Annotated in this window: 18 protein-coding genes; 9 read left to right on the top strand and 9 right to left on the bottom strand. The window is 59.8% G+C overall.

Annotation, left to right across the window (positions count from 1 at the left end; genetic code table 11):
* Nucleotides 1–168: 168 nt before the first annotated feature.
* Nucleotides 169–1,131 carry a GlxA family transcriptional regulator gene (locus BFN67_RS12630; protein WP_139789163.1) on the top strand — a complete coding sequence of 321 codons (963 nt, stop codon included), beginning with the start codon at nucleotides 169–171 and terminating at the stop codon, nucleotides 1,129–1,131.
* A 92-nt stretch (nucleotides 1,132–1,223) separates the two neighbouring features.
* On the top strand, nucleotides 1,224–2,462 hold the full coding sequence (locus BFN67_RS12635) for a vWA domain-containing protein (RefSeq protein ID WP_080919932.1): 1,239 nt from the start codon (nucleotides 1,224–1,226) through the stop codon (nucleotides 2,460–2,462).
* A 13-nt stretch (nucleotides 2,463–2,475) separates the two neighbouring features.
* Here BFN67_RS12635 and edd read toward each other — a convergent pair whose 3' ends face one another.
* The 6 genes from edd to BFN67_RS12665 all read right to left on the bottom strand — a co-directional run bounded on the left by edd (nucleotide 2,476) and on the right by BFN67_RS12665 (nucleotide 10,700).
* Nucleotides 2,476–4,299 (bottom strand): phosphogluconate dehydratase, encoded by a 1,824-nt coding sequence (gene edd, locus BFN67_RS12640; protein ID WP_080919933.1) that lies wholly within the window; start codon nucleotides 4,297–4,299, stop codon nucleotides 2,476–2,478.
* Nucleotides 4,300–4,359: 60 nt separating this feature from the next.
* Nucleotides 4,360–5,079 carry a 6-phosphogluconolactonase gene (pgl, locus tag BFN67_RS12645; RefSeq protein WP_080919934.1) on the bottom strand — a complete coding sequence of 240 codons (720 nt, stop codon included), beginning with the start codon at nucleotides 5,077–5,079 and terminating at the stop codon, nucleotides 4,360–4,362.
* Entirely contained in the window at nucleotides 5,061–6,530 is a 1,470-nt protein-coding gene (gene zwf, locus BFN67_RS12650; protein WP_080919935.1) for a glucose-6-phosphate dehydrogenase, read from the bottom strand. The genes pgl and zwf overlap by 19 nt, the downstream gene beginning before the upstream one ends.
* A 385-nt stretch (nucleotides 6,531–6,915) precedes the next feature.
* Nucleotides 6,916–7,710, bottom strand: coding sequence for an SH3 domain-containing protein (locus BFN67_RS12655; protein WP_080919936.1), 795 nt, complete (start codon nucleotides 7,708–7,710; stop codon nucleotides 6,916–6,918).
* A gap of 246 nt (nucleotides 7,711–7,956) precedes the next feature.
* The gene (locus BFN67_RS12660; protein WP_080919937.1) at nucleotides 7,957–9,243 is read right to left on the bottom strand and encodes an NAD(P)/FAD-dependent oxidoreductase; all 1,287 of its coding nucleotides are present in this window, start codon (nucleotides 9,241–9,243) and stop codon (nucleotides 7,957–7,959) included.
* A 35-nt stretch (nucleotides 9,244–9,278) separates the two neighbouring features.
* Nucleotides 9,279–10,700 (bottom strand): glutamine synthetase family protein, encoded by a 1,422-nt coding sequence (locus BFN67_RS12665; protein ID WP_080919938.1) that lies wholly within the window; start codon nucleotides 10,698–10,700, stop codon nucleotides 9,279–9,281.
* A gap of 149 nt (nucleotides 10,701–10,849) precedes the next feature.
* On the opposite strand from BFN67_RS12665, the gene BFN67_RS12670 reads away from it, so the two are divergent.
* Nucleotides 10,850–11,563, top strand: coding sequence for an HAD family hydrolase (locus BFN67_RS12670; protein ID WP_080919939.1), 714 nt, complete (start codon nucleotides 10,850–10,852; stop codon nucleotides 11,561–11,563).
* Between the two features lie 13 nt (nucleotides 11,564–11,576).
* Here the strand turns inward: BFN67_RS12670 and BFN67_RS12675 are convergent, their stop codons facing one another.
* From BFN67_RS12675 to aceA, 3 genes are all read right to left on the bottom strand, one after another.
* Nucleotides 11,577–11,969 (bottom strand): DNA-binding transcriptional response regulator, encoded by a 393-nt coding sequence (locus BFN67_RS12675; RefSeq protein WP_245295249.1) that lies wholly within the window; start codon nucleotides 11,967–11,969, stop codon nucleotides 11,577–11,579.
* Between the two features lie 280 nt (nucleotides 11,970–12,249).
* Nucleotides 12,250–12,492: an SMc00767 family acetate metabolism repressor gene (locus BFN67_RS12680; RefSeq protein ID WP_080919940.1), complete on the bottom strand. Its 243-nt coding sequence runs from the start codon at nucleotides 12,490–12,492 to the stop codon at nucleotides 12,250–12,252.
* Between the two features lie 28 nt (nucleotides 12,493–12,520).
* Complete coding sequence (gene aceA, locus BFN67_RS12685) at nucleotides 12,521–13,810, bottom strand: isocitrate lyase (protein ID WP_080919979.1); 1,290 nt, start codon at nucleotides 13,808–13,810, stop codon at nucleotides 12,521–12,523.
* A gap of 245 nt (nucleotides 13,811–14,055) precedes the next feature.
* Between aceA and BFN67_RS12690 the strand changes: the two genes are divergently transcribed.
* From BFN67_RS12690 to BFN67_RS12720, 6 genes are all read left to right on the top strand, one after another.
* The gene (locus BFN67_RS12690) at nucleotides 14,056–15,495 is read left to right on the top strand and encodes a helix-turn-helix domain-containing protein (protein WP_080919980.1); all 1,440 of its coding nucleotides are present in this window, start codon (nucleotides 14,056–14,058) and stop codon (nucleotides 15,493–15,495) included.
* A 126-nt stretch (nucleotides 15,496–15,621) separates the two neighbouring features.
* Entirely contained in the window at nucleotides 15,622–16,578 is a 957-nt protein-coding gene (locus BFN67_RS12695) for a DMT family transporter (protein WP_080919941.1), read from the top strand.
* 373 nt (nucleotides 16,579–16,951) lie between these two features.
* Nucleotides 16,952–18,049, top strand: a complete 1,098-nt coding sequence (locus BFN67_RS12705; protein ID WP_080919943.1) for a polyamine ABC transporter substrate-binding protein — start codon at nucleotides 16,952–16,954, stop codon at nucleotides 18,047–18,049.
* Between the two features lie 66 nt (nucleotides 18,050–18,115).
* Nucleotides 18,116–19,255: an ABC transporter ATP-binding protein gene (locus BFN67_RS12710; protein WP_080919944.1), complete on the top strand. Its 1,140-nt coding sequence runs from the start codon at nucleotides 18,116–18,118 to the stop codon at nucleotides 19,253–19,255.
* Between the two features lie 10 nt (nucleotides 19,256–19,265).
* A complete protein-coding gene (locus BFN67_RS12715) occupies nucleotides 19,266–20,237 on the top strand; it encodes an ABC transporter permease subunit (RefSeq protein ID WP_080919945.1) in 972 nt (323 codons plus the stop codon).
* Nucleotides 20,234–21,052 carry an ABC transporter permease gene (locus BFN67_RS12720; RefSeq protein ID WP_080919946.1) on the top strand — a complete coding sequence of 273 codons (819 nt, stop codon included), beginning with the start codon at nucleotides 20,234–20,236 and terminating at the stop codon, nucleotides 21,050–21,052. The genes BFN67_RS12715 and BFN67_RS12720 overlap by 4 nt, the downstream gene beginning before the upstream one ends.
* Nucleotides 21,053–21,055 lie beyond the last annotated feature (3 nt).

The raw sequence follows: 21,055 nt of genomic DNA on the forward strand, positions 1-21,055 counted from the left end.
CCATGGTCGGTGATGGATTTATGGCATTCAAGTCGCGCCTGGGACGATTGCCATGCCGATGGAAACATAGTGACATCGCTTGCCACGGTCGCGAAAGCCCATCTTTCTGCTTCTTGATCAAGAGCATCCGCTTTGCCGCCAGGACCTCTTGCTATAGAAGGGGCGATCATGACCGATCCTGTTCAAGGTGGCCGGCAGTTCGGATTTTTGCTGGTCGATAAATTTTCGATGTTTTCGCTGGCGGCGGCAATCGATACCGTGCGGTCGGCCAATCGTCTTGTCGGCCATGACTTCTATGGCTGGACGACAGTCTCCGTCGATGGCGATGCGGTGATGGCGTCAAACGGCCTGCCGATTAAGATCGACTATGCGGTGGCGGACATTCCTGCGATCGATATCCTGTTCGTTTCGCTTGGGCTGGCAACTGAGTTTCCAGGCAAGAGCAAGGCTCTCGGAGCCTTACGCAGTTGGGGGCGGCGCGGCGGCGCGCTTGGGGCCTTGTCGGCCGGTTCCTATCTGCTGGCCGAAGCCGGGCAACTCGATGGGTATCGCTGTACGATCCATTGGGAGAACCGTGCCGGCTTTCTTGAACGCTTTCCGGACATCAATTGCACCGGCAACGTCTTCGAGATCGACCGCAAGCGCTATACCTGCGCCGGCGGCACCACCTCGATCGACCTGATGCTGGAGATCGTGCGTGCCGATTTCGGCGCCTCTATCGCCAATAGCGTGGCCAATCAGTTCCAGCATGAGCGCATCCGCTCGGCGGACGATCGCCAGAGGGTTGGACCGGAGCGCGACCTGACCGGAAAGTCGGAGAAATTGCGCAAGATCGTCGAACTGATGGCCGATCATCTCGACGAACCACTTTCGGCCGTACAATTCGCCAAATCGGCTGGCTTGTCGGTGCGGCAGGTGGAGCGGTTGTTCCTGCGCCATCTCAATATGACGCCAGGCCGCTATTACATGCGGCTGAGGCTGGAGCGGGCGCGCGAGTTGCTGCGTCAGACCAACATGCCGATCCTCGATGTGGCGATTGCTACCGGCTTTACTTCGCATTCCTATTTTGCGCAGAGCTACCGTTTGCAGTTTGGCCGTCCGCCTTCCGAGGAACGCCGCACCACCTATTGAACACGACATGTTGAGGTCACCATGCCGCGCCTTGTCAGCGCCGCGATGCTCCAATAGGGTCGCGCGCCGAGAGAGCATTTCAGGAGAACGACATGACGGGATTCTCGCGGGGCGTCGTTGCCGCGGCGGTCGGTCTTTTGTGGATGACGACGCTGGGGCAGGCTTCCGAACGGATCATCGTCATACTGGATTCATCGGGTTCGATGTGGGGCCAGATCGACGGCAAGCCCAAGCAGGAGATCGCGCGCCAATCCCTGCGCAGCGCTTTGCAAAGTACGCCTGCCGACGCTGAAATCGGCTTCATGGCATTTGGCCATCGCGAAAAGGATAGCTGCCAGGACATCGAATTGATAGTGCCGCCGGCAACGGGCACCTCCGGTGCCATCACCTCCGCCATGGATAATCTGAAATTCCAGGGGCAGACGCCGCTGACCGATGCAGTCAAGCAGGCTGCGAAGGCATTGGGATCGTCTGCAAACGCTCCGGCCAAGATCGTGCTGATCACCGACGGTGTCGAAAGCTGCAAGGGCGATCCCTGTGCGCTTGGCAAGCAATTGAAAGAAGGTGGCGCCGGGCCGGTGGTCGATATTGTCGGCTTCGGGCTCGATGCCGATGAGGGCAGGCAGGTCGCCTGTCTCGCTGATGCGACGGGCGGTAAATATATCCAGGCCGCCGATGCGCAAGGCTTGAAGCAGGCGCTTGCAGAGACTGTCGCCGCACCGGCTGCCGCTGTTTCGCCGCCTCCAGCGGCCGAGCAGAAGCCCGTTCCCGAAGAGGAAAAAACCACCGCGAAGCCGGAAGAAACTGCGCCTCCAGCCGAAACGGCTGTGGTTGAACCAGCCGTGAAAGAGGCCGATTTCGCGCCGACCGTCATGCTGGCGCAGGGTGGCGCACCGGTGAGCGATGACAATAGCTGGCAGGTATACAAGGCGCTGCCGGATGGAAGCCGCGGCGATCTCGTGGCCAGCCAGCACGGCGCTTACACGGGCACGTTGCCGCCGGGCGACTACATTGTGGTAGCACAACTCGGCGAAGCGGATGCCGAACAGCAATTGTCGCTCAAGGCCGGCGAAACCTACAAGCCGGTTTTCGTGCTCGATGCCGGCGTGCTGGACATCAAGGCGCCCGGCGCTTTCCGGGTCGAGATTGTCGGCGCGCAAAAGGATGGGCAAGGCAATCGCAAGACCTTTGCCGCCAGTTATGGCGAGACGCTGGAAGCCACTTTGCCGACTGGCGATTATGTGGTCGTCGCGTCACATTCGGATGGCAGCACGCGCGAACTGCCCGCGAGCGTGAAGACTGGCGGAAAGCTCGAACTGACGGTGGACTGATGCGGTCTGCGGGTTAGGCCGCCGCAAACACCGTTGCGCCGCTGTCGGCATGGCCAACCATGTGCCGGAAGCCAGCGAACAATTCGCGGCCCATACCGAAATCATTGGCCGAAAGATCGGGTTTGGCCGCCGCCCGCAGCACCAGTTCGGCAGCCGGAACGAGCAATTCCAGCGTCCCGGCTTCGGCGTCCAGCCGCATCAAGTCACCATCGCGCACCTTGCCGATCGGCCCGCCATCGAGCGCTTCGGGGGTGACGTGGATGGCTGCCGGCACTTTGCCCGAGGCGCCCGACATGCGCCCATCCGTTACCAGTGCAACGCGCTGGCCGCGATCCTGCAAAATGCCGAGAATCGTAATCAGCCTGTGCAGTTCCGGCATGCCATTGGCCTTCGGGCCCTGGAAGCGGATGACGGCGATGAAATCGCCGGTCAGGCTGCCCGCCTTGAAGGCATCGTTCAGCCCGTCCTGGCTATCGAACACGCGCGCCGGTGCTTCGATGATACGCCGGTCGGGCTTCACTGCCGAGGTCTTGATGACGGCATGACCGAGATTACCCGAAAGCACCCTCAGCCCGCCTGTCGGCTGGAACGGCTTTGTGGCCGGCGCCAGCACTTTCTCATCGCCGCTTTTTGCAGGCGCGGCTTCGCGCTCGACCGTGCCATCGGCGCCAAGCCGGGCCTCGATTGCGTAAGCGCGCAGGCCTTCGCCCCAGATCGTCTGGACGTCTTCGTGCAGCAGGCCGGCATCGAGCAATTCGCGGATCAGGAAGCCCATGCCGCCGGCGGCATGAAAATGGTTCACGTCGGCGAGTCCGTTCGGATAGACACGTGCCAAAAGCGGCACGGCGTCAGACAGGTCGGAAATATCCTGCCATGTCAGGCTGATGCCCGCCGCAGCGGCCATGGCGATCAGATGGATCGTGTGGTTGGTCGAGCCGCCGGTGGCATGCAGGCCGACCACGCCATTGACGATGGAGCGTTCGTCGATCATGCGGCCGGCCGGCGTGTAGGCATTGCCCAGCGCGGTGATGGCCAGCGCGCGTTCGGTGGCTTCCCTTGTCAGTGCGTCGCGCAGCTTCGTGCCCGGATTGACGAAAGAGGCGCCGGGCAGATGCAGGCCCATGATTTCCATGAGCATCTGGTTGGAGTTGGCCGTACCGTAGAAGGTGCAGGTGCCGGGGCCGTGATAGGATTTGGATTCTGCTTGCAGCAGTTCCTCCCGCCCGACCTTGCCCTCGGCGTAAAGCTGGCGCACTTTTGCCTTCTCGTCATTGGGCAGGCCGCTGGTCATCGGCCCGGCCGGAATGAAAACCGCCGGCAGATGGCCGAAGGTAAGTGCCGCGATCACCAGCCCCGGAACGATCTTGTCGCAGACGCCGAGATAGACGGCGGCGTCGAACATATTGTGGGAAAGGCCGATAGCCGCGGCCATGGCGATGACGTCGCGCGAGAACAGCGAAAGCTCCATGCCGGCCTGGCCCTGCGTGATGCCATCGCACATCGCCGGCACGCCGCCCGCCACCTGCGCGATACCGCCGGCGTCACGTGCTGCCTGCTTGATCAGCGCGGGGAATGACTCGAAGGGCTGATGCGCCGAAAGCATGTCGTTATAGGCGGTGATGATGCCGAGATTGGGCACACCGCCGCCGCTGAGGGCCGCCTTGTCCGATGGGCCGCAAGCGGCAAAGCCATGCGCGAGATTTCCGCAGGAAAGTACGGCGCGGTTGGCGCGAGCGCCCGCAGCCGCCGCAATGCGGCCGAGATAGGCTTCGCGACCCGGCCTGGAACGTTCGCGAATCCGCTCCGTGATGGCTTCGATGTCTTTCCTTGCTGTCATGGCTGCTTTCCTTGCCGGTCCCGAATCGTCGCCTGCCGTTCAATCTGGCGGGTGCCGTAATCAAGGCGCCCAGAACACCTCGACCGGCTTCGGCGCTGCCTCGATCACCGAGCGGATGGGTTTCTTCGGTTCATTCGTCATTGCCTGCTCGAAGGCCGCTCGCTTTTCCGATCCTTCGATATGAAGCGCCAGGAAACCGGCGCAGAGAATGCGCGCCGCCGAAAGAGTCAGGCGCGGCTCGCCGGCACTTTGGGCATGCACCGGCAGGACGGTCCGGGTCGAGGCCGAGTCCAGCAAAGAGGCCAGATTGCCCGCGTCAGGGAAGAAGGAAGCGGTGTGGCCGTCGAGCCCCATGCCGAGGATGACGACGTCTGCCGGCCAGGGCAGGGTCTGCATGTCTACGCTGTCCGACGATGCCGCGTCTTCAAGGCTCGTTGCGTCCTTGTAGAGCGGGACGAAGCGTGCCGCCGCCGCCTTGTTCTGCAAAAGGTTTTCCGACACCAACGCTGCGTTCGAGCGTGGGGAGGACGGCGGCACGAAGCGTTCGTCCACCAGCGTCACGATAACCCGATCCCAGGCGAGATCGGCGTTGGACAGGACCTGGAAGAGTTTCTTTGGCGTGTTGCCGCCGGAGACCGCGATCAATGCCTTACCACGCTTGGTGATGGAAGATGCAAGACGGTTGACGATCGTGTCGGCGAGTGAACGCTCCAGCGTGGTCCGGTCGGTGAATTCTTTCCAGTTGTAAGGCTCAGCCATCGTCAGTTGCTTTCGTGCCATGTCCGCCCGTCGCGCTCGATCAATGCGATCGAGGCGGACGGCCCCCAGGTGCCGGATGTGTAGCCCTGTGCTTCCTGCCGCGCGCTCTCCCAGGCGTGCTGGATCGGATCGATCCACGCCCATGCCGCCTCCACCTCGTCGCGGCGCATGAACAGCGTCTGGTTGCCGCGCACGACGTCCATGATGAGCCGTTCATAGGCGTCCGGCGCGCGGCCCTGGAACGATTGTGCGAAACTCATGTCGAGCGGGATCTGTTTCAGCCGCATGCCGCCGGGGCCGGGGTCCTTGATCATGATATATTGCTTGACGCCTTCATTCGGCTGCAGGCGGATGACGAGCTGGTTGGCGAAGATTGGCCCGGCGCCTTCGCCGAAGATCGAATGCGGGATCGGCTTGAACTCGATGACGATTTCAGAAACGCGCGCCGCCAGCCGCTTTCCCGTCCTCAGGTAGAAGGGCACACCGGCCCAGCGCCAATTGGCGATCTCGGCCTTGATGGCGACGAAGGTCTCGGTGTCGCTGTCCTTGCCGAGTTCCTCGATATAGCCCTTCACGGGTCCGCCGGCAGATGCGCCGGCGCGATACTGGCCGCGTACCGTGTGCTTCGGCGCCTCGTTGCCGTTGATGCGCGTGAGCGCCTTCAGAACTTTGAGTTTCTCGTCGCGTACCGCGTCGGCCTCCATGGAAGAAGGCGCTTCCATGGCGACGAGGCAAAGAAGCTGCAGCATATGATTCTGCACCATGTCGCGCAGCGCACCGGCCCGGTCGTAATAGGTGAAGCGGTCTTCCAGCCCCACCGTCTCGGCTACGGTGATCTGCACATGGTCGATATTGGCGGAATTCCACAATGGCTCGTACAGCGCATTGGCGAAGCGCAATGCCATCAGGTTCTGCACCGTCTCCTTGCCGAGATAATGGTCGATGCGAAAAATCTGGCTCTCGTCGAAATTGCTGCCGATCAGGTCGTTCAATTCATGTGCCGAGTCGAGGTCGCGGCCGATGGGCTTTTCCACCACGATGCGAGAATTCGGCGAGACGAGCTTGTGCTTGTTCAACTGGTCCGAAATATCACCGAAGAGCGTGGGGGAGACGGCAAGATAAAAGGCGCGAATGCAATGGCTCTCGCCAATCGCCTTGGCGAGATCGTCAAATCCGGCACCGGTGGTCGCGTCGGTCGAGACATAGGAAAGGCGCGCCAGGAACGTGTCCAGCTCCTTTTGATCGACATCGGAAGCCTTCACATGATCCGAAACGGCCTGACGCGCGAAGGTCCGGAACTCATCGTCGGAAAGCTTCGAGCGCGACGTGCCGATGATGCGTGTCGGCTCGCTGAACTGGTGGTCGCGCTGGCGATAATAGAGGGCCGGAATGAGCTTGCGCTCCGACAAATCGCCGGTGCCGCCGAAAATGATGAAGTCGAACGGATCGACGGGGATGATCTGACTGGTCATGCTCTTTGTTCTGTGGAGGTGCCGCCAAACTGCATAAGCTCTATAATCTAATCGATTTAAACAATCCAGTGCCCTGATGTCACACTGGAGGATTTTGAAATTGCGGCAACAACGGGCATCGAAGCTGACGAGTTCCATCCCGGCCGGGACAGGAGCAGGAATGATGTGGTTGAAGCACAAGATTGCTGCCAACATGGGTGCCGCGCCTGGCTACGGGGGAGGGCATAGCGAAAGCGTTTTGCCTGAGAAGGTGCCAGTGTGGTGGCCGCCCAGAGCTTGCGAGACGGTCGAAGTCCACCTTGGCTGGCCTCGGATGAGGGCACATTCATCACCGGCACGCCACTGGTGGCCGATGAATTTGAGCCTCACAGAGTCGAGTGGCGACTCAGCCGTCGCTTGTGACGAAGCTCTTGTAAACCCAGCCGTGTTTGCCCTGATACACGACTTCACACCAGTTTTTGCAGGATATGATCTTGACCTGTGTCTTAGCTGGTATCGTTGTCAGCACCGTTGCGCCCTTCTTCGGGCGAGCCCGCATATTGACTCCTCTCAATATGTGGCCAGCTTCGCCGTCATTCTCCGCTTTGGCGTCGTTTGCCGTTGGTCGTGGTGTCGGAATCGCGGCTGTTTTGGAATTGTCGTGGGCACTGCCATTGCTGCCGGTCGCTTCCTTGTTGACAGCAACTGCAGCCGCAGCAATTGGGTCGATCTTTGTGGAGGCGAAAGCCTGCTTGAGTTCCTGGGGAGCAGTTTGATTGGGGATCGGAGACTCGATGGCGTCGCCGCTCGAACGTCCGGCGCCGGAAAAATGTTCGGCCGCAGCGTTACTGCTTGTCGCCGATGCCATCCCGGTTGCCTGCTCCAAGATCGATTGGGTGGTATTGGCTGCAACCGGTCCGGAACCGGCGACGATGACCGGTTCGGCGTGGTCGTTTGCCTTTGTGGCCTCCGCAAAAGCTTGTCTGTCACCACCTGGCATGGCCAGCCACAAACCAATGCCGGCAATGCCAAGCAGGCTTACCGTGCCGACACCGGCAATGACAAAATGGGCGTTTGCCCTGATCCGCTGCCACAAGCTCGGTCGTGCATCGTAGCCATATTGCATCGAATAGCGTCGATGTCTCGGCATGCCGAAACGAAAAGACCCCTTCACACCTGCCACCTCCAGATAGGCCGACATTCTTATGATCGGAGGACGGCGACGAGCCTTCCAGAGATCAGCGTCGGTCCCGACGCCTGAAGCATTTGAGCAGTGGCTTCGCCACCTTGTTTTGCCACATGCCACCCATTGATCGGCGATTATGGCATCACTAGGCCCTGATTGTGGTATTTCTCAAAAGGGCTCGCTTCTTGCGTCGGCGGAAATAGACTCCCTTTTTGTCGGCTTGGCAACCCGCAAATCGTGTCCGATCTGACCGTCGGCGGATCAAATGCGGTCACGCATGGCATACCAGTTGAGAGCCAGGAACTGCAGCGGCGCACGCAGACGGCGACCGCCGGGGAAAGCAGGAATGGCGAGATCGGCGAGCAAGTTGAGTTGGTCGCGGTTTCCCGAGACGGTCTCGGCATAAAGCTTGCCGACATAGTTCGACAGCATGACGCCATGGCCCGAATAGCCGCCGGCGGAAATCACATTCGGCATCACTTCGCGCACGAAGGGCTTTCGCGGCAAGGTAATGCCGACATAGCCGCCCCAGCCATGCGTGATCTCTACATCCTTCAGATCCGGATAGAGTTCCGCGATCTGCTTGCGGATATGGACGTGAATGTCCTTGGGGTCTTTGACGGCATAGATTTCTCGGCCGCCAAACAGCAGTCGACCATCCTTCGATTTTCGAAAATAACGCACGACGAAACGGGAATCATCCACAGCTTCCCAGCCTGGCAGAACTGTGGAATCTTCACCAAGCGGCACCGTGGCGCCAATGAAGGAGCCGATCGGCATGACATGCGCTGCGCTGGCCGGTTCCAGTGAGCCACCGTAGGCATTCACGGCGAGCAGGCATTTCTGCGCCGTAATCATGCCTTTCGCTGTCGTCACCCGCACCTTGCCGCCACTGGAAGAGATGCCGGTGGCTTTTGTATTTTCAAATAGCTGTGCTCCGGCCGCGGCTGCAACCCGTGCAGTGCCGACCACCAGTTTCAACGGGTGGATATGGCCGGTGCCCGTATCGCGTACGCCGCCGAAAAATGCTTGCGAGCCCAGTCGCTGGGCCGTCTCTCCGGCGTCCATGAATTTGATGTGCGGGTAGCCGAAGCGCTCCGCCATGAGTTCGGCATGCCGACGATAGTCATCGACATAGCGCTTCTTGTGGGCCACCGACAATTGGCCCGGCACATAGTCGATATCGATCCCATTGGTCTCTGCAAATTCGAGCAGATGTGCCTTCGCGTCTTCGGCCAGTCCGAACAAGGCCTTGGCGCGCGACAACCCATACTCGGTTTCCAGTTCTTCCGCCCAGGCGCGTTGGCCTGTGCCGAGTTGCCCTCCATTGCGGCCGGACGCGCCATCGCCGAAGCGATGTGCGTCGATCAAAACGACGTTCGTTCCGGCTTTGGCCAGATGCGTCGCGGCCGACAGGCCCGTGAAGCCGCCACCGATAATAACGATGTCGACATCCCGGTCGCCGTCGAGTTCGGGATAGTCCGGTCGTGGGCCGACGGTGTCTTCATACCAGGAATAGCCGGGAGAAATGGGAGATTGGTAGGGCATATCGATCATGCTTCAGACTGGTTGACGGCGACGGCCTAGACGTTCAGCAGCAGATATTCCCGCTCCCAGGGGCTGATCACTTCCATGAAGGTTTCGAACTCGGCTCGCTTGATGGCGGTGAATGTGGCGGCGAAGGATTGCCCCAGCACTTCCGTCAACCGATTGTCGGTTTCAAATAGGTCCACCGCTTCCAGCAGACCGCGCGGCAGGTCGATCTGATCTTCATTGGCGGCGGTCACCACCGCTGGTTCGGCTTCGGTCTTGTCCAGCATTCCGAGCAGCCCGCAGGCGAGCGAAGCCGCCAGGGCGAGATATGGATTGGCATCGGATGAGGGAATGCGATTTTCGACCCGGCGCGCGGCCGGGTCGGAGCGTGGGACGCGAAAAGCAGTCGTTCGGTTGTCGTAACCCCATTTGTTGTTGACGGGGGCGGAAGCCGCCTGGGTCAGCCGGCGATAGGAGTTGACGTAGGGCGCCAGCATGACCAGCGCGTTCGGTACATGTCTCTGCATACCGCCGATGAAATGAAAGAAGGCATCGCTTTCGGAGCCGTCTTCATTGCTGAAGATGTTCCTGCCAGTTTTCTTGTCGATAATCGATTGATGGATATGCATGGCCGAGCCGGGCTGGCCCTGGATGGGCTTGGCCATGAAAGTGGCATAGGTGTCGTGCTTGAGCGCGGCCTCGCGAATGGTGCGTTTGAACATGAAGACCTGATCGGCCAATTCCACCGGATCGCCGTGGCGCAGATTGATCTCAAGTTGGCCGGCGCCTTCTTCGTGGATCAGCGTGTCAATTTCGAGCCCCTGGCTTTCGGAGAAATGATAAATATCGTCGATCAGTTCATCGAATTCGTTGACGCCGGCAATCGAATAGCCGGCGCCGCCGCCAATGGCGCGGCCGGACCGCCCGACGGGCGGCGTCAACGGGTAATCAGGATCGGGATTCTTGCGCACCAGATAGAATTCGATTTCCGGGGCGACGACCGGCTTCAGTCCACGCTTGTCGTAGGCAGCGAGTACACGTTTCAAAACGTTGCGCGGAGTGAATTCCACCGAACGACCGTCCTGATGGACAAGATCGCAGATGACGGCCGCAGTCGGGTCTTCCTCCCAGGGAACGACCGTTAAGGTCGAAAGGTCGGGCAGCAGCTTCAGGTCACCGTCATCCTCGGGATAGTGAAAACCGTTGCCGTTCTCCGGGTAACCGCCCGAGATGGTCGCCATGAAAACGGCGGAGGGCAATGCCAGTGACGTGTTGGAGGTAAATTTTTTCGACGGCATCATCTTGCCGCGTGCTATGCCCGCCTGGTCCGGGGTAATGCATTCGATATCTTCGATGCCACGCCATTCAAGCCAGTTGGTCGCTTCCTTCCAGGTCTTGACCCCTCTGAGATTTTTTACGTAGGCGGGAGTACGGGCGCGTTTGGGACGAACGTCCTTCTTGGCAGGCGGCATCAGGCACCAGATCGAGTTGCGGATTTCAAAGTATGCCTTGTCGCGAAGGCGAAGAAAAGGGGTGCCGTGTATTCCGCCAGGCTTGAAACGACGGGTCGATAAAGGCTTTTCTGCTTTAAATTAATGATGAATCTGAAAAGTGAAAGTGGATGGGCATACCCCGGCTGACGACAATAGGCTTCGATGCCGACGATACGCTTTGGCAAAACGAGCGGTTTTTCCGCCAGACGGAAAAGCTTTTTGCCGCACTGCTGGCCGACCAGGTGCAGGAAGAGGTCGTTCTCGCGGCCCTTCTCGAAGCGGAGAGGCGCAATCTCTGCATATATGGGTTCGGCATCAAGGGTTTCACGCTCTCCATGATCGAAACGGCTATCGCCGTCACCGGCGGGCGCGTGTCCGGCGATACCTTGGCTCGAATACTGGCCGCGGGCCGTGATATGCTTGCCCATCCAATCGAAATAATGCCCTATGTACGCGACACGCTCGAGCATTTGTCCGGCCGCTATCGCCTTGTGCTTGTCACTAAGGGAGATCTGTTCGATCAGGAGCGCAAACTTGCGCAATCCGGTCTTGCTGGGCTTTTCGATGCCGTTGAGATCGTCAGCGACAAGAGCGCAGAAACCTACCGGCGCGTTTTTTCCAGGCATGGCGATGGTCCGGTTAGCAGCATGATGATCGGCAATTCGCTGAAGTCCGATGTCGTGCCGGCTATCGAAGCAGGGGGCTGGGGAGTCCACGTTCCGCATGAACTGACCTGGGTGCTGGAACATCTGGAACCGCCACGCGAGATATCGCGGTTCCGCGAGATTGCGCATCTTGGCGAACTGCCCGCATTGATCGCTTCGATAGAGGCTGGGAAGTAACTAGGTTCACGACCTAGCTGCGGACTTGCGCGGCGAAATTCTCTATGAGCGGCTGTAGCCGCTCCGGCATGACAGGTTTCGTGACCACCGCATCCACCATGTCGGGTGAGCCGAGGCTGGCCGGCGAGCCATTCCGAGAAGAAAGCAGGATAATGCGTGGCACCGTGTCTGCCGTGGCGTGGCGCATGGCCTGAAGTGCGTCGATCAGTTCATGTGCGTCGCCGTCGGCACCATCAAGAACAACGACCCCCGGCGCCAGTGCGAGGACAGCCTTGGCGGCCGCCTCCGGCGATCTTGATAGCGGTTTAAGGCCGCAGCGTTCCACGATCTTGGAAACGACCACGCAGTTGACGGGCGACGTACCGACGACAAGCACTCTGGAAAAATCGACTGTCAGGCTTGTCACGCCGTCCTGGACATGGGCCGTCGGTGGTTCACGATCATGTCGGGATGGACACATGAAGAGTGCTGCGCGCTTTCAATCTCAATGCAGAGTTGTATGGCCAGCAGCAATGGTTGAGATCGGCGTAGGTGTCAAGCAGCAATATACTGTGCAGGAATCGACATTAAATTGATCGAAATTTAAGTCGAATTCAATTCGCTGGAGTTGAGGTGGACCTGAAAAATACGTGACATCCCGCCCGCGCGGTTCACCGCGGGCGGGATGATGCAAGACAGTGTTGCAATCAACCGTTATGCGATTGCGTCACGATGACAGGGATCAGCAGATCGCCCCAATTGCCGTTGGCGTCGTGGTGGCGTGCCGAGCGCACGAGTTCCACCGAGACACCGGCCTCGACCGCCTTCATGACCGACTGGTTGAGGCGGTGGAGATCGTTAGCCAGCATGCGTATCGTGGCCTGCTGATCGGGGTTCATGGCAGTTGATTGTTCTTCTGCCCGTTCCTTGACTCGACTGATCGATGCCATTGCTTTTCTCCTTGCTTTGGCTCGCGCGCTATTCCGCCGCTGGGCGGAATTGCGCGTGTTCTGTGGATTCCTTCATGGCGGTGGTCGAAGACTTGCCGCCCGTGATGGCAAGCGACACGGCGTCGAAATAACCGGTGCCGACCTCGCGCTGGTGCTTGGTGGCAGTGTAGCCGTTGACCTCCGAGGCGAATTCGGCGTCCTGCAACTCCGAGTAAGCTGCCATCTGCCGGTCCTTATAGCCGCGCGCCAACTCGAACATGCCGTGGTTCAACTGGTGGAAGCCGGCCAGCGTGATGAACTGGAACTTGTAGCCCATGGCGCCCAGTTCGCGCTGGAACTTGGCGATTGTGGCGTCATCGAGGTTCTTTCTCCAGTTGAACGAAGGTGAGCAGTTGTAGGCCAGCATCTTGCCCGGATGCACCTTGCGAACGGCGTCGGCAAACTTCTTCGCCTGGCCGAGATCCGGCTTGGACGTCTCCATCCAGATCAGATCGCAATGCGGCGCATAGGAAATGGCGCGGGCGATACAGGCGTCGATGCCGTTCCTGACCTGATAGAAGCCTTCTACCGTGCGACCGGCATCGTAATCGACGAAGGGCTGATCGCGCTCGTCAATGTCGGAGGTCAAAAGCTTGGCGGCTTCCGCATCGGTGCGGGCAACGATCAGCGTCGGAACACCCATCACGTCGGCGGCAAGACGCGCGGCGCTGAGATTGCGAATATGGGCCGCCGTTGGGATCAGCACTTTGCCGCCGAGATGGCCGCACTTCTTCTCCGAGGCAAGTTGGTCCTCGAAGTGGACGCCCGCCACCCCGGCCTCGATATAGGCTTTCATGATCTCGAAGGCGTTGAGCGGGCCGCCGAAGCCGGCCTCGGCATCCGCCACGATCGGCGCGAACCATGTATCGACGGACAGGCCTTTGCCTTCCGAGACTTCGATCTGGTCGGCGCGCTGTAGCGTGCGGTTGATGCGCCGGGCCAATTCCGGTCCGGCATTGGCCGGATAGAGCGACTGGTCGGGATACATCGAAGAGGCGGTGTTGGAGTCGGCGGCAACCTGCCAGCCGGAGAGATAGACCGCCTTCAGGCCGGCACGGACCTGCTGCATCGCCTGGTTGCCGGTCATCGCGCCAAGCGCGTTGACGAAGTCTTCCTGGTGAACCAGCGACCAGAGCCGGTTCGCACCCATCTCAGCAAGGCTGTAGCGGATCTGGGCGGAGCCGCGCAGGCGCTTTACGGCCTCGGCGTCGTAAGGGCGCTCGATGCCGTCGAACCGGCCTTCGGGCGCTGAAGGGACGAGGTTGTAAAAATCAGTCATGGTCTGCTCCGCTTTCTGAAGTGCTTCATCAAATCTGCCGTCTTGGGTGGCGTGTTGAATGTGACTTGCTTTACATTGCGACGCGAAGGAAGCCAGAAAATCCAACATTCTCTCCCAAAAATAAGAGAAAACTAGTGTTGCGATTGACTAATGCTGGGAGTAAATTTGTAAATCTTGTAAACTCGCGATTCCGGGCTTTCGGCGGGCCGCCATTGTGAAATCTTGTAAATATGGAGGCGCATCGCATGGCTGAGCAGAAGATTTTCGCTGGACCGCGTATCCGGCGTATCCGCAACGCCAAGGGTTTGACCCAAACCGCGATGGCGGAGGGGCTTGGCATTTCCCCTTCCTACCTCAACCTCATCGAGCGCAATCAGAGGCCGCTGACGGTGCAGTTGATCCTCAAGCTCGCCTCCATCTACAAGGTCGAGCCGGAGGAGTTGCATGGCGAGGCGCATGGCGCGCTCTCCGCTCTGCGGGAGGTCTTTTCCGACCCGCTTCTGGCCGGTGAATTGCCGGGCGATCAGGAACTGGTGGAATTGGCGGAAGGCGCGCCCAATGCGACGGCTGCGGTGATAAAGTTGTTTCGCGCCTATCGCGAGCAGGCCGAGCGGCTGTCCGATCTTTCGGAACTGCTTGCGCAGGAAGGGCGGGCGACCACGCTTTCAGGCGCGCGCCTTCCCATGGATGAGGTGCGCGAGGTTTTCGAGCGCCATCCCAACCATTTCCCGGCGCTGGAAGAGGAGGCCGAGGCCTTTACCAGCGTATTGGAGCCGGGCGACGATCTTTACGGCGCGCTGAAGGCATGGCTGAAACGGGAGTACGGCATCGTCGTAAAAGTGTTGCCGGTGGCCACCATGCCCAATTGGCGCCGCCGCTATGATCGGCATTCGCAACGCCTGTTCATTTCCGAGCGCCTGTCGCCTTTCGATCAGCTTCGCGAGGTGGCGATGGAGGCCTGCCTAATCCGTATGTCGGTGGCGGTAGCGGCAGGAATTCAGGGGTTGAAACTGACGTCAGACGAAGCCCGGCGACTGGCGCGCTTCGAACTTGGCCGCTATGCGGCGCATGCTCTGATGATGCCCTATCCGGCGTTCCAGTCGGTCGCCCAGCGCGTTCGCTACGATGTCGATGCGCTGAAGTCGCGCTTCGGCGTTTCCTTCGAGCAGGCAGCCAACCGGCTGACCACGCTGCGCAGGCCCGGTACGGCCGGCATTCCGTTCTTCATGCTGGAGGTGGACAATGCCGGCAACCGCTTTCGCCGGGCCGGGGCCGAAGGCTTTCCGCATAGCCGTTTCGGCGGCGGCTGCCCGAAGCTGCCGGTCCATGCCGCTTTCGCGCAGCCGGGCCAGATTTTGGTGGAGGCCGTCGAGATGCCGGACGGCGCCGAATTCCTGTGCATCGCGCGTACGCTGGAAGGCCCGCAGGGAACATTTACCGAGCGGCCCCGGCGGACCGCGTTGCTGCTCGGCTGTGACATCGCCTTCAAGGACGAGGTAATCTATGGCGCGGCCTTGCCCGCCGGCCAGCATGGGAAGACGGGGCAGAATATGGCCACGCCCGTCGGCGCGGCCTGCCGTCTGTGCGAGCGTCCAGGCTGCCTCACCCGCGCCGAACCTCCGCTGACGCGGCCACTGGGGCTCGACGAGATGGTGACTGGGCTCAGCGCCTTCGATTTTCAGTAGCCGCCTGCCACAAGCGCCACGACGATCTGGATCACGCCGAAAGTTTCACTCCACGCTATCCAGAACGCATCTGTATTGGCCGTTTCTGGCAAAGTATGCCGGCGATGGAATTGCGAAGCTCTCCCCATGAGTGATACGGCCTCCCCATTGCGCCAGACAGCCGATCCGGCCCTTTCGCAGCACGATGAGCGAATCGGCTCGCTGCTGGTGTTCCTGTCGGCGTTGATGTGGAGTTTTGGCGGCACGATCGCCCGCTTCATAGATGCCACCGATAGTTGGACGGTGGTATTCTGGCGCTCCGTCTGGGCGGTGGCCTTCCTGCTTGGCTTTATGGCCTGGCGCGACGGCAGGCGCGGCACACTCGGCCTTTTTCGTTCCATGGGTCTGCCGGGGCTGGCGGTCGCGTGCTGCTTTGCCACGGCATCGACCTGTTTCGTCGTTGCACTTGCCTACACGACTGTCGCCAACATTCTGCTCATGCAGGCCGGTGTGCCGTTGCTGGCCGCATTCTTTGCCTGGATCCTGTTTCGTGAAAAGGTTTCCCGCACGACCTGGCTTGCCATTGCCGTCGTCATTGCGGGCGTTGCCGTGATGGTTTCGGAATCGCTGGGTGGGGCGGTGTCACCGGTAGGCGACGGGCTGGCATTGATCATCGCGGTGGCGTTGGCCACGGCGACGGTTATTACGAGGCGCTTTTCCAATGTCCGTATGACGCCCGCAACCTGCCTCGGTGCCGCGCTTGCCGCCATCTTTGCCGGGCTCCAGGCGACGGCATTCGCCGTTTCGCCTCGCGACATGGGGTGGCTGTTCGCGTTTGGTGTGGTCAATCTGGGGCTGGGGCTGGCTTTCTTTGCTACCGGCGCGCGGATGATTCCGGCTGCGGTGGCGGCTCTGCTCGGCACCTTCGAGCCGCTGCTCGGCCCCATCTGGGTCTGGCTGGTGCATGGCGAGGTCCCCTCCACCCGCACCATTATTGGAGGCGCGATCGTCTTTGCCGCGCTGCTTGTTCACCTGGCGCTTGAATTCACGCGTCATCCACGACCGAGACGGCCAGGTGTTACCGGAATGCCGACCCCGAACTGATGCTTCGCCCGCCGGGAACGGCCACTGCACGGCTTTGTCGAAGGAAGCCGTTTGTGATCGAGCTTTGCCATTGACAAGGCTGCCGTTGCGCGGGCAGGCTGGAAGAACGGCAACAACAAGACAGGCTTATCTTGCCACGTCTCCATGCCGGCCGCCTCATGGCCGGAGCGCATCGCTGTTTTATCGCCCAGTTCGAGGTCGCACCCTGCGGCCGCCTTCGGCTTCCGCTCGAAGCACTTGCCGAGATCGTACGAGCCGTCGATGCCGGCAATGGAAGTATTCGCCACTTGTGGGATGCCGGAAAGCTCAATAGTCTGAAACACATGACCGGCCGCGACGAGCTGGCAGGGGAAATTTGCAAAGGGAGAAGATCATGAACCGCAAGGCGAACTGGCTTTTTGCGACAACGGTATTGTTGGGCACATTCGCCTTCGGCGCCCACGCTGAGGATCGTGTCGTCAACGTCTATAACTGGTCGGATTACATCGATAAATCCGTTCTCGACGATTTCACCAAGCAGACCGGCATCAAGGTTGTTTACGACGTCTACGACTCCAACGAAATCCTGGAGACCAAGCTCCTGGCGGGCGGTAGCGGCTATGACGTGGTTGTACCTACGGGAAGCTTCCTGCAGCGCCAGATCACGGCTGGCGTTTTCGCCAAGCTCGACAAGTCGAAGCTGCCCAATCTGAAGAACATGTGGGATGTGGTGAGCAAGCGCACGGAAATCTTCGATCCGGGAAATCAGTATTCCATCAATTACATGTGGGGTACGATCGGTATTGGATATAACACGAAGAAGATCAAGGAGGCTCTCGGCGTTGATAAAATCGATAGCTGGGGCGCCGTGTTCGATCCCAAGAATGCCGATAAGCTCAAGGGCTGCGGCATCAACTTCCTGGATTCTTCAACCGACATGATTCCGGTGACGCTGGCTTATCTGGGGCTCGATCCCAACAGCCATAAGCCCGAGGACCTTGCCAAGGTCGAGGAGACGCTCCTTAAAGTTCGCCCCGATGTGCGCAAGTTCCATTCGTCGGAATATATCAACGCATTGGCCAATGGTGACATCTGCGCGGCGGTCGGCTGGTCCGGCGACGTATTCCAGGCGCGCGACCGCGCCGCGGAAGCCAAGAACGGGGTCGAGATCGCCTATTCGATCCCGAAGGAAGGCACGCAGATGTGGTTCGATCAGATGGCCATACCTGCCGACGCGCCGCACAAGGCAGAGGCGCTGGAATTCCTGAATTTCATGATGGATCCGAAAGAGATCGCCAAATCTTCCGACTATGTTTTCTATGCCAATGGCAACAAAGCGTCGCAACAATATCTCAACCCCGAGATATTGGACGATCCGGCCGTCTATCCGACACCTGACGTGATGGAGAAATTGTTCGTCAACACGGCTCTGGATTCGAAGACGCAGCGCCTGTTCACCCGCACCTGGACCAAGATTGTTACCGGTCAGTAAGGACTGAACCGGCCCCGGTATTCGCCGGGGCCGTTTTTCAGTTGCCAGCAATGTACGGAGCGGACCATGAAATCGCTGGGCAGCATCCGCAGGGATTTCGCGCCATGGAGCGATCCTGATGCCAAGCCCTATATCCAATTCGACAATGTGACCAAGCGCTTCGGCGATTTCACCGCAGTCAACAAGCTGTCGCTTGCTGTTTTCGAACGCGAATTCTTTGCACTGCTCGGTGCGTCCGGTTGCGGCAAGTCGACTTTGTTGAGGATGCTAGCCGGTTTCGAGGAACCGAGCGAAGGCCGCATCCTGCTAGATGGTCAGGACCTTGCCGGTATCCCGCCCTATCGGCGGCCGGTCAATATGATGTTTCAATCCTACGCGCTGTTTCCGCATATGACGGTCGAGGCCAACATCGCCTTCGGTCTCAAGCAAGAGGGCATGGCCAGGGCCGAGATCGAAAAGCGCGTCACCGAGATGTTGAGATTGGTCAAGCTCGAACAGTTCGCCAGGCGCAAGCCGCATCAACTGTCCGGCGGGCAACGTCAGCGCGTGGCGCTGGCGCGTTCGGTTGCCAAGCGGCCCAAGGTGCTGCTGCTCGACGAACCCTTGGGCGCGCTCGACAAAAAGCTGCGTGAGGAGACGCAGTTCGAACTGATGGATCTCCAGCAGGATCTGGGTCTCACCTTTGTTGTCGTCACGCATGACCAGGAAGAGGCGATGACCATGGCGGATCGCATAGCGATTCTCGACAAGGGCGAGGTGATGCAGGTGGCGACACCCGCCGAGGTCTATGAGGCGCCAAGCTCGCGCTTTGTCGCTGGCTTCGTCGGCAATGTGAACATGTTCGATGGCAAACTGGCGCGGAACGGCAAGGAGAATGCACGCATCGCCGCAAATGGTGGTGCTGAGATCATTGTTGACAGCGCCGGGGACGCATTGCCCGGTGCCGAGGTGTCTTTTGCAATTCGTCCAGAAAAGATCAGGGTTTCGTCAACCAGGCCCACCGATGCCGTCAACGCCATTGAGGGCGAAATCTACGATGTTGCTTATCTGGGCGACATGACCGTCTATCATGTCAAACTCGACGACGGCCAGGTGATCAAGGCCAGCACGTTGAACGCGGCGCGCATCATCGATGATCCGCTGACATGGAATGATCGCGCATGGATATCGTTTCGGCCGGACGCCGGCGTTGTGCTGACGCGATAGGGGAACGGCCATGTCCAGTGCTACGGCAAGCGTAGAGACCAGCCCGCGACAAGATGCCGATGCATCGATTTTGAAGCGGCTCTCTCTCGGTATAGCTGGCCGGCTGGTCATTATTGTTCCTTACCTTTGGCTGCTGTTCTTTTTTCTCATTCCCTTTGTCATCGTCTTCAAGATTTCGCTTTCGCAGACGGCAATCGCCATCCCACCCTATACGCCGGTGATGGACTTTTCCGATGGGATTTCCGGTTTTCTGGCACCCTTCAAGGAACTGAGCTTTGATAGTTATATCTGGCTGACGCAGGACGCGCTTTATTTCAACGCATATGTGTCGAGCCTGGTTATCGCCGCGATCTCGACCGTCCTGGCTCTGCTGGTCGGCTATCCGATCGCCTATGGCATGGCGCGCGCGCCGGCGTCGATCCGCCCGACCTTGCTGATGCTGGTCATCCTGCCGTTCTGGACTTCGTTTCTGATCCGCGTTTACGCCTGGATCGGCATCCTGAAGCCCGAAGGCTTGCTCAACCAGTTCCTGCTCAGCATCGGCGTCATCGATGACCCGCTGATTATCATCAATACCTACAAGGCGATCTTCATCGGCATCGTCTATTCCTATCTGCCGTTTATGGTCCTGCCGCTCTATTCGACGCTGGAAAAAATGGACGATTCGCTTATCGAAGCGGCAAAGGACCTCGGCTGCACGCCGATCGGGGCGTTCTGGAAGATTACTTTTCCGCTGTCGCTGCCGGGCGTCATTGCCGGTTGCCTTCTGGTCTTTATCCCCGCCGTTGGTGAGTTCGTTATCCCCGACCTGCTCGGCGGGTCGCGGACGCTGATGATCGGCAAGACGCTGTGGAAGGAGTTCTTCTCCAATCGCGACTGGCCGGTTTCGTCTGCCGTGGCGGTGGTCCTGCTTATGATCCTGATCCTTCCGATCGTCTATTTCCAGCATGTGCAGGCGCGCACTCAGGAGCGGGGTCGATGAACAGCACCTGGAGCCGCTTCAACATCGTATCGGTCGTTCTCGGCCTTTCTTTCCTCTATCTGCCGATCGTCATTCTGGTGATCTTTTCCTTCAACGCATCCAAACTGGTGACGGTGTGGGGCGGCTTCTCCGTAAAATGGTACGGCTCGCTCTTTCACAATCAGGGCCTGATCGACGCAGCCTGGGTGACGATCCGTGTCGGCCTGATCTCGGCCAGCGTCGCGACGGTGCTCGGCACCCTCGGTGCGCTGGCGCTGACGCGTTACACGCGATTTCGCGGCCGCATGCTGTTTTCAGGCATGATCTTCGCGCCCCTGGTCATGCCGGACGTCATTACCGGCCTGTCGCTGCTGTTGTTGTTCGTCGCGGTCAATCTGGACCGGGGCTTTGTCACGGTCACGCTGGCTCATGTCACCTTCACGATGTGCTTTGTCGCTGTGGTGGTTCAGTCGCGCCTTGTCTCTTTCGACCGTTCGCTGGAAGAGGCGGCGATGGATCTCGGGGCACCGCCGGTAAAGACCTTCTTTCAGGTGACGCTACCGGTCATTTTGCCGGCCGTTATCTCCGGCTGGATGCTGGCTTTCACGCTGTCGCTGGACGATCTGGTTATTGCGTCCTTCACCTCCGGCCCCGGCGCGACCACGCTGCCGATGAAAATCTACAGCCAGGTTCGTCTGGGCGTGACGCCGGAAATCAACGCCGCCTGCACGCTCTTGATTGGTTTGGTCACGCTCGGCGTCATCGCGGCATCCGTCGTCAACAAGCGTCGTGAAGTGCAACGTCGCCGTGACGAGCAGGCAGCGCAGCGCGCCTGAAGA

Origin of the sequence: Manganibacter manganicus, assembly GCF_002075885.1 — a bacterium.
In the GTDB taxonomy this organism is placed as follows: Bacteria; Pseudomonadota; Alphaproteobacteria; order Rhizobiales; family Rhizobiaceae; genus Mesorhizobium; species Mesorhizobium manganicum.

Excerpts from the sequence above, each read along its gene's own strand:
- BFN67_RS12630 (WP_139789163.1), top strand. The coding sequence starts at position 169 with ATGACCGATCCTGTTCAAGGTGGCCGGCAGTTCGGATTTTTGCTGGTC.
- BFN67_RS12635 (WP_080919932.1), top strand. The coding sequence starts at position 1,224 with ATGACGGGATTCTCGCGGGGCGTCGTTGCCGCGGCGGTCGGTCTTTTG.
- edd (WP_080919933.1), bottom strand. The coding sequence starts at position 4,299 with ATGACAGCAAGGAAAGACATCGAAGCCATCACGGAGCGGATTCGCGAA.
- pgl (WP_080919934.1), bottom strand. The coding sequence starts at position 5,079 with ATGGCACGAAAGCAACTGACGATGGCTGAGCCTTACAACTGGAAAGAA.
- zwf (WP_080919935.1), bottom strand. The coding sequence starts at position 6,530 with ATGACCAGTCAGATCATCCCCGTCGATCCGTTCGACTTCATCATTTTC.
- BFN67_RS12655 (WP_080919936.1), bottom strand. The coding sequence starts at position 7,710 with ATGTCGGCCTATCTGGAGGTGGCAGGTGTGAAGGGGTCTTTTCGTTTC.
- BFN67_RS12660 (WP_080919937.1), bottom strand. The coding sequence starts at position 9,243 with ATGCCCTACCAATCTCCCATTTCTCCCGGCTATTCCTGGTATGAAGAC.
- BFN67_RS12665 (WP_080919938.1), bottom strand. The coding sequence starts at position 10,700 with ATGCCGCCTGCCAAGAAGGACGTTCGTCCCAAACGCGCCCGTACTCCC.
- BFN67_RS12670 (WP_080919939.1), top strand. The coding sequence starts at position 10,850 with ATGGGCATACCCCGGCTGACGACAATAGGCTTCGATGCCGACGATACG.
- BFN67_RS12680 (WP_080919940.1), bottom strand. The coding sequence starts at position 12,492 with ATGGCATCGATCAGTCGAGTCAAGGAACGGGCAGAAGAACAATCAACT.
- aceA (WP_080919979.1), bottom strand. The coding sequence starts at position 13,810 with ATGACTGATTTTTACAACCTCGTCCCTTCAGCGCCCGAAGGCCGGTTC.
- BFN67_RS12690 (WP_080919980.1), top strand. The coding sequence starts at position 14,056 with ATGGCTGAGCAGAAGATTTTCGCTGGACCGCGTATCCGGCGTATCCGC.
- BFN67_RS12695 (WP_080919941.1), top strand. The coding sequence starts at position 15,622 with ATGAGTGATACGGCCTCCCCATTGCGCCAGACAGCCGATCCGGCCCTT.
- BFN67_RS12705 (WP_080919943.1), top strand. The coding sequence starts at position 16,952 with ATGAACCGCAAGGCGAACTGGCTTTTTGCGACAACGGTATTGTTGGGC.
- BFN67_RS12710 (WP_080919944.1), top strand. The coding sequence starts at position 18,116 with ATGAAATCGCTGGGCAGCATCCGCAGGGATTTCGCGCCATGGAGCGAT.
- BFN67_RS12715 (WP_080919945.1), top strand. The coding sequence starts at position 19,266 with ATGTCCAGTGCTACGGCAAGCGTAGAGACCAGCCCGCGACAAGATGCC.
- BFN67_RS12720 (WP_080919946.1), top strand. The coding sequence starts at position 20,234 with ATGAACAGCACCTGGAGCCGCTTCAACATCGTATCGGTCGTTCTCGGC.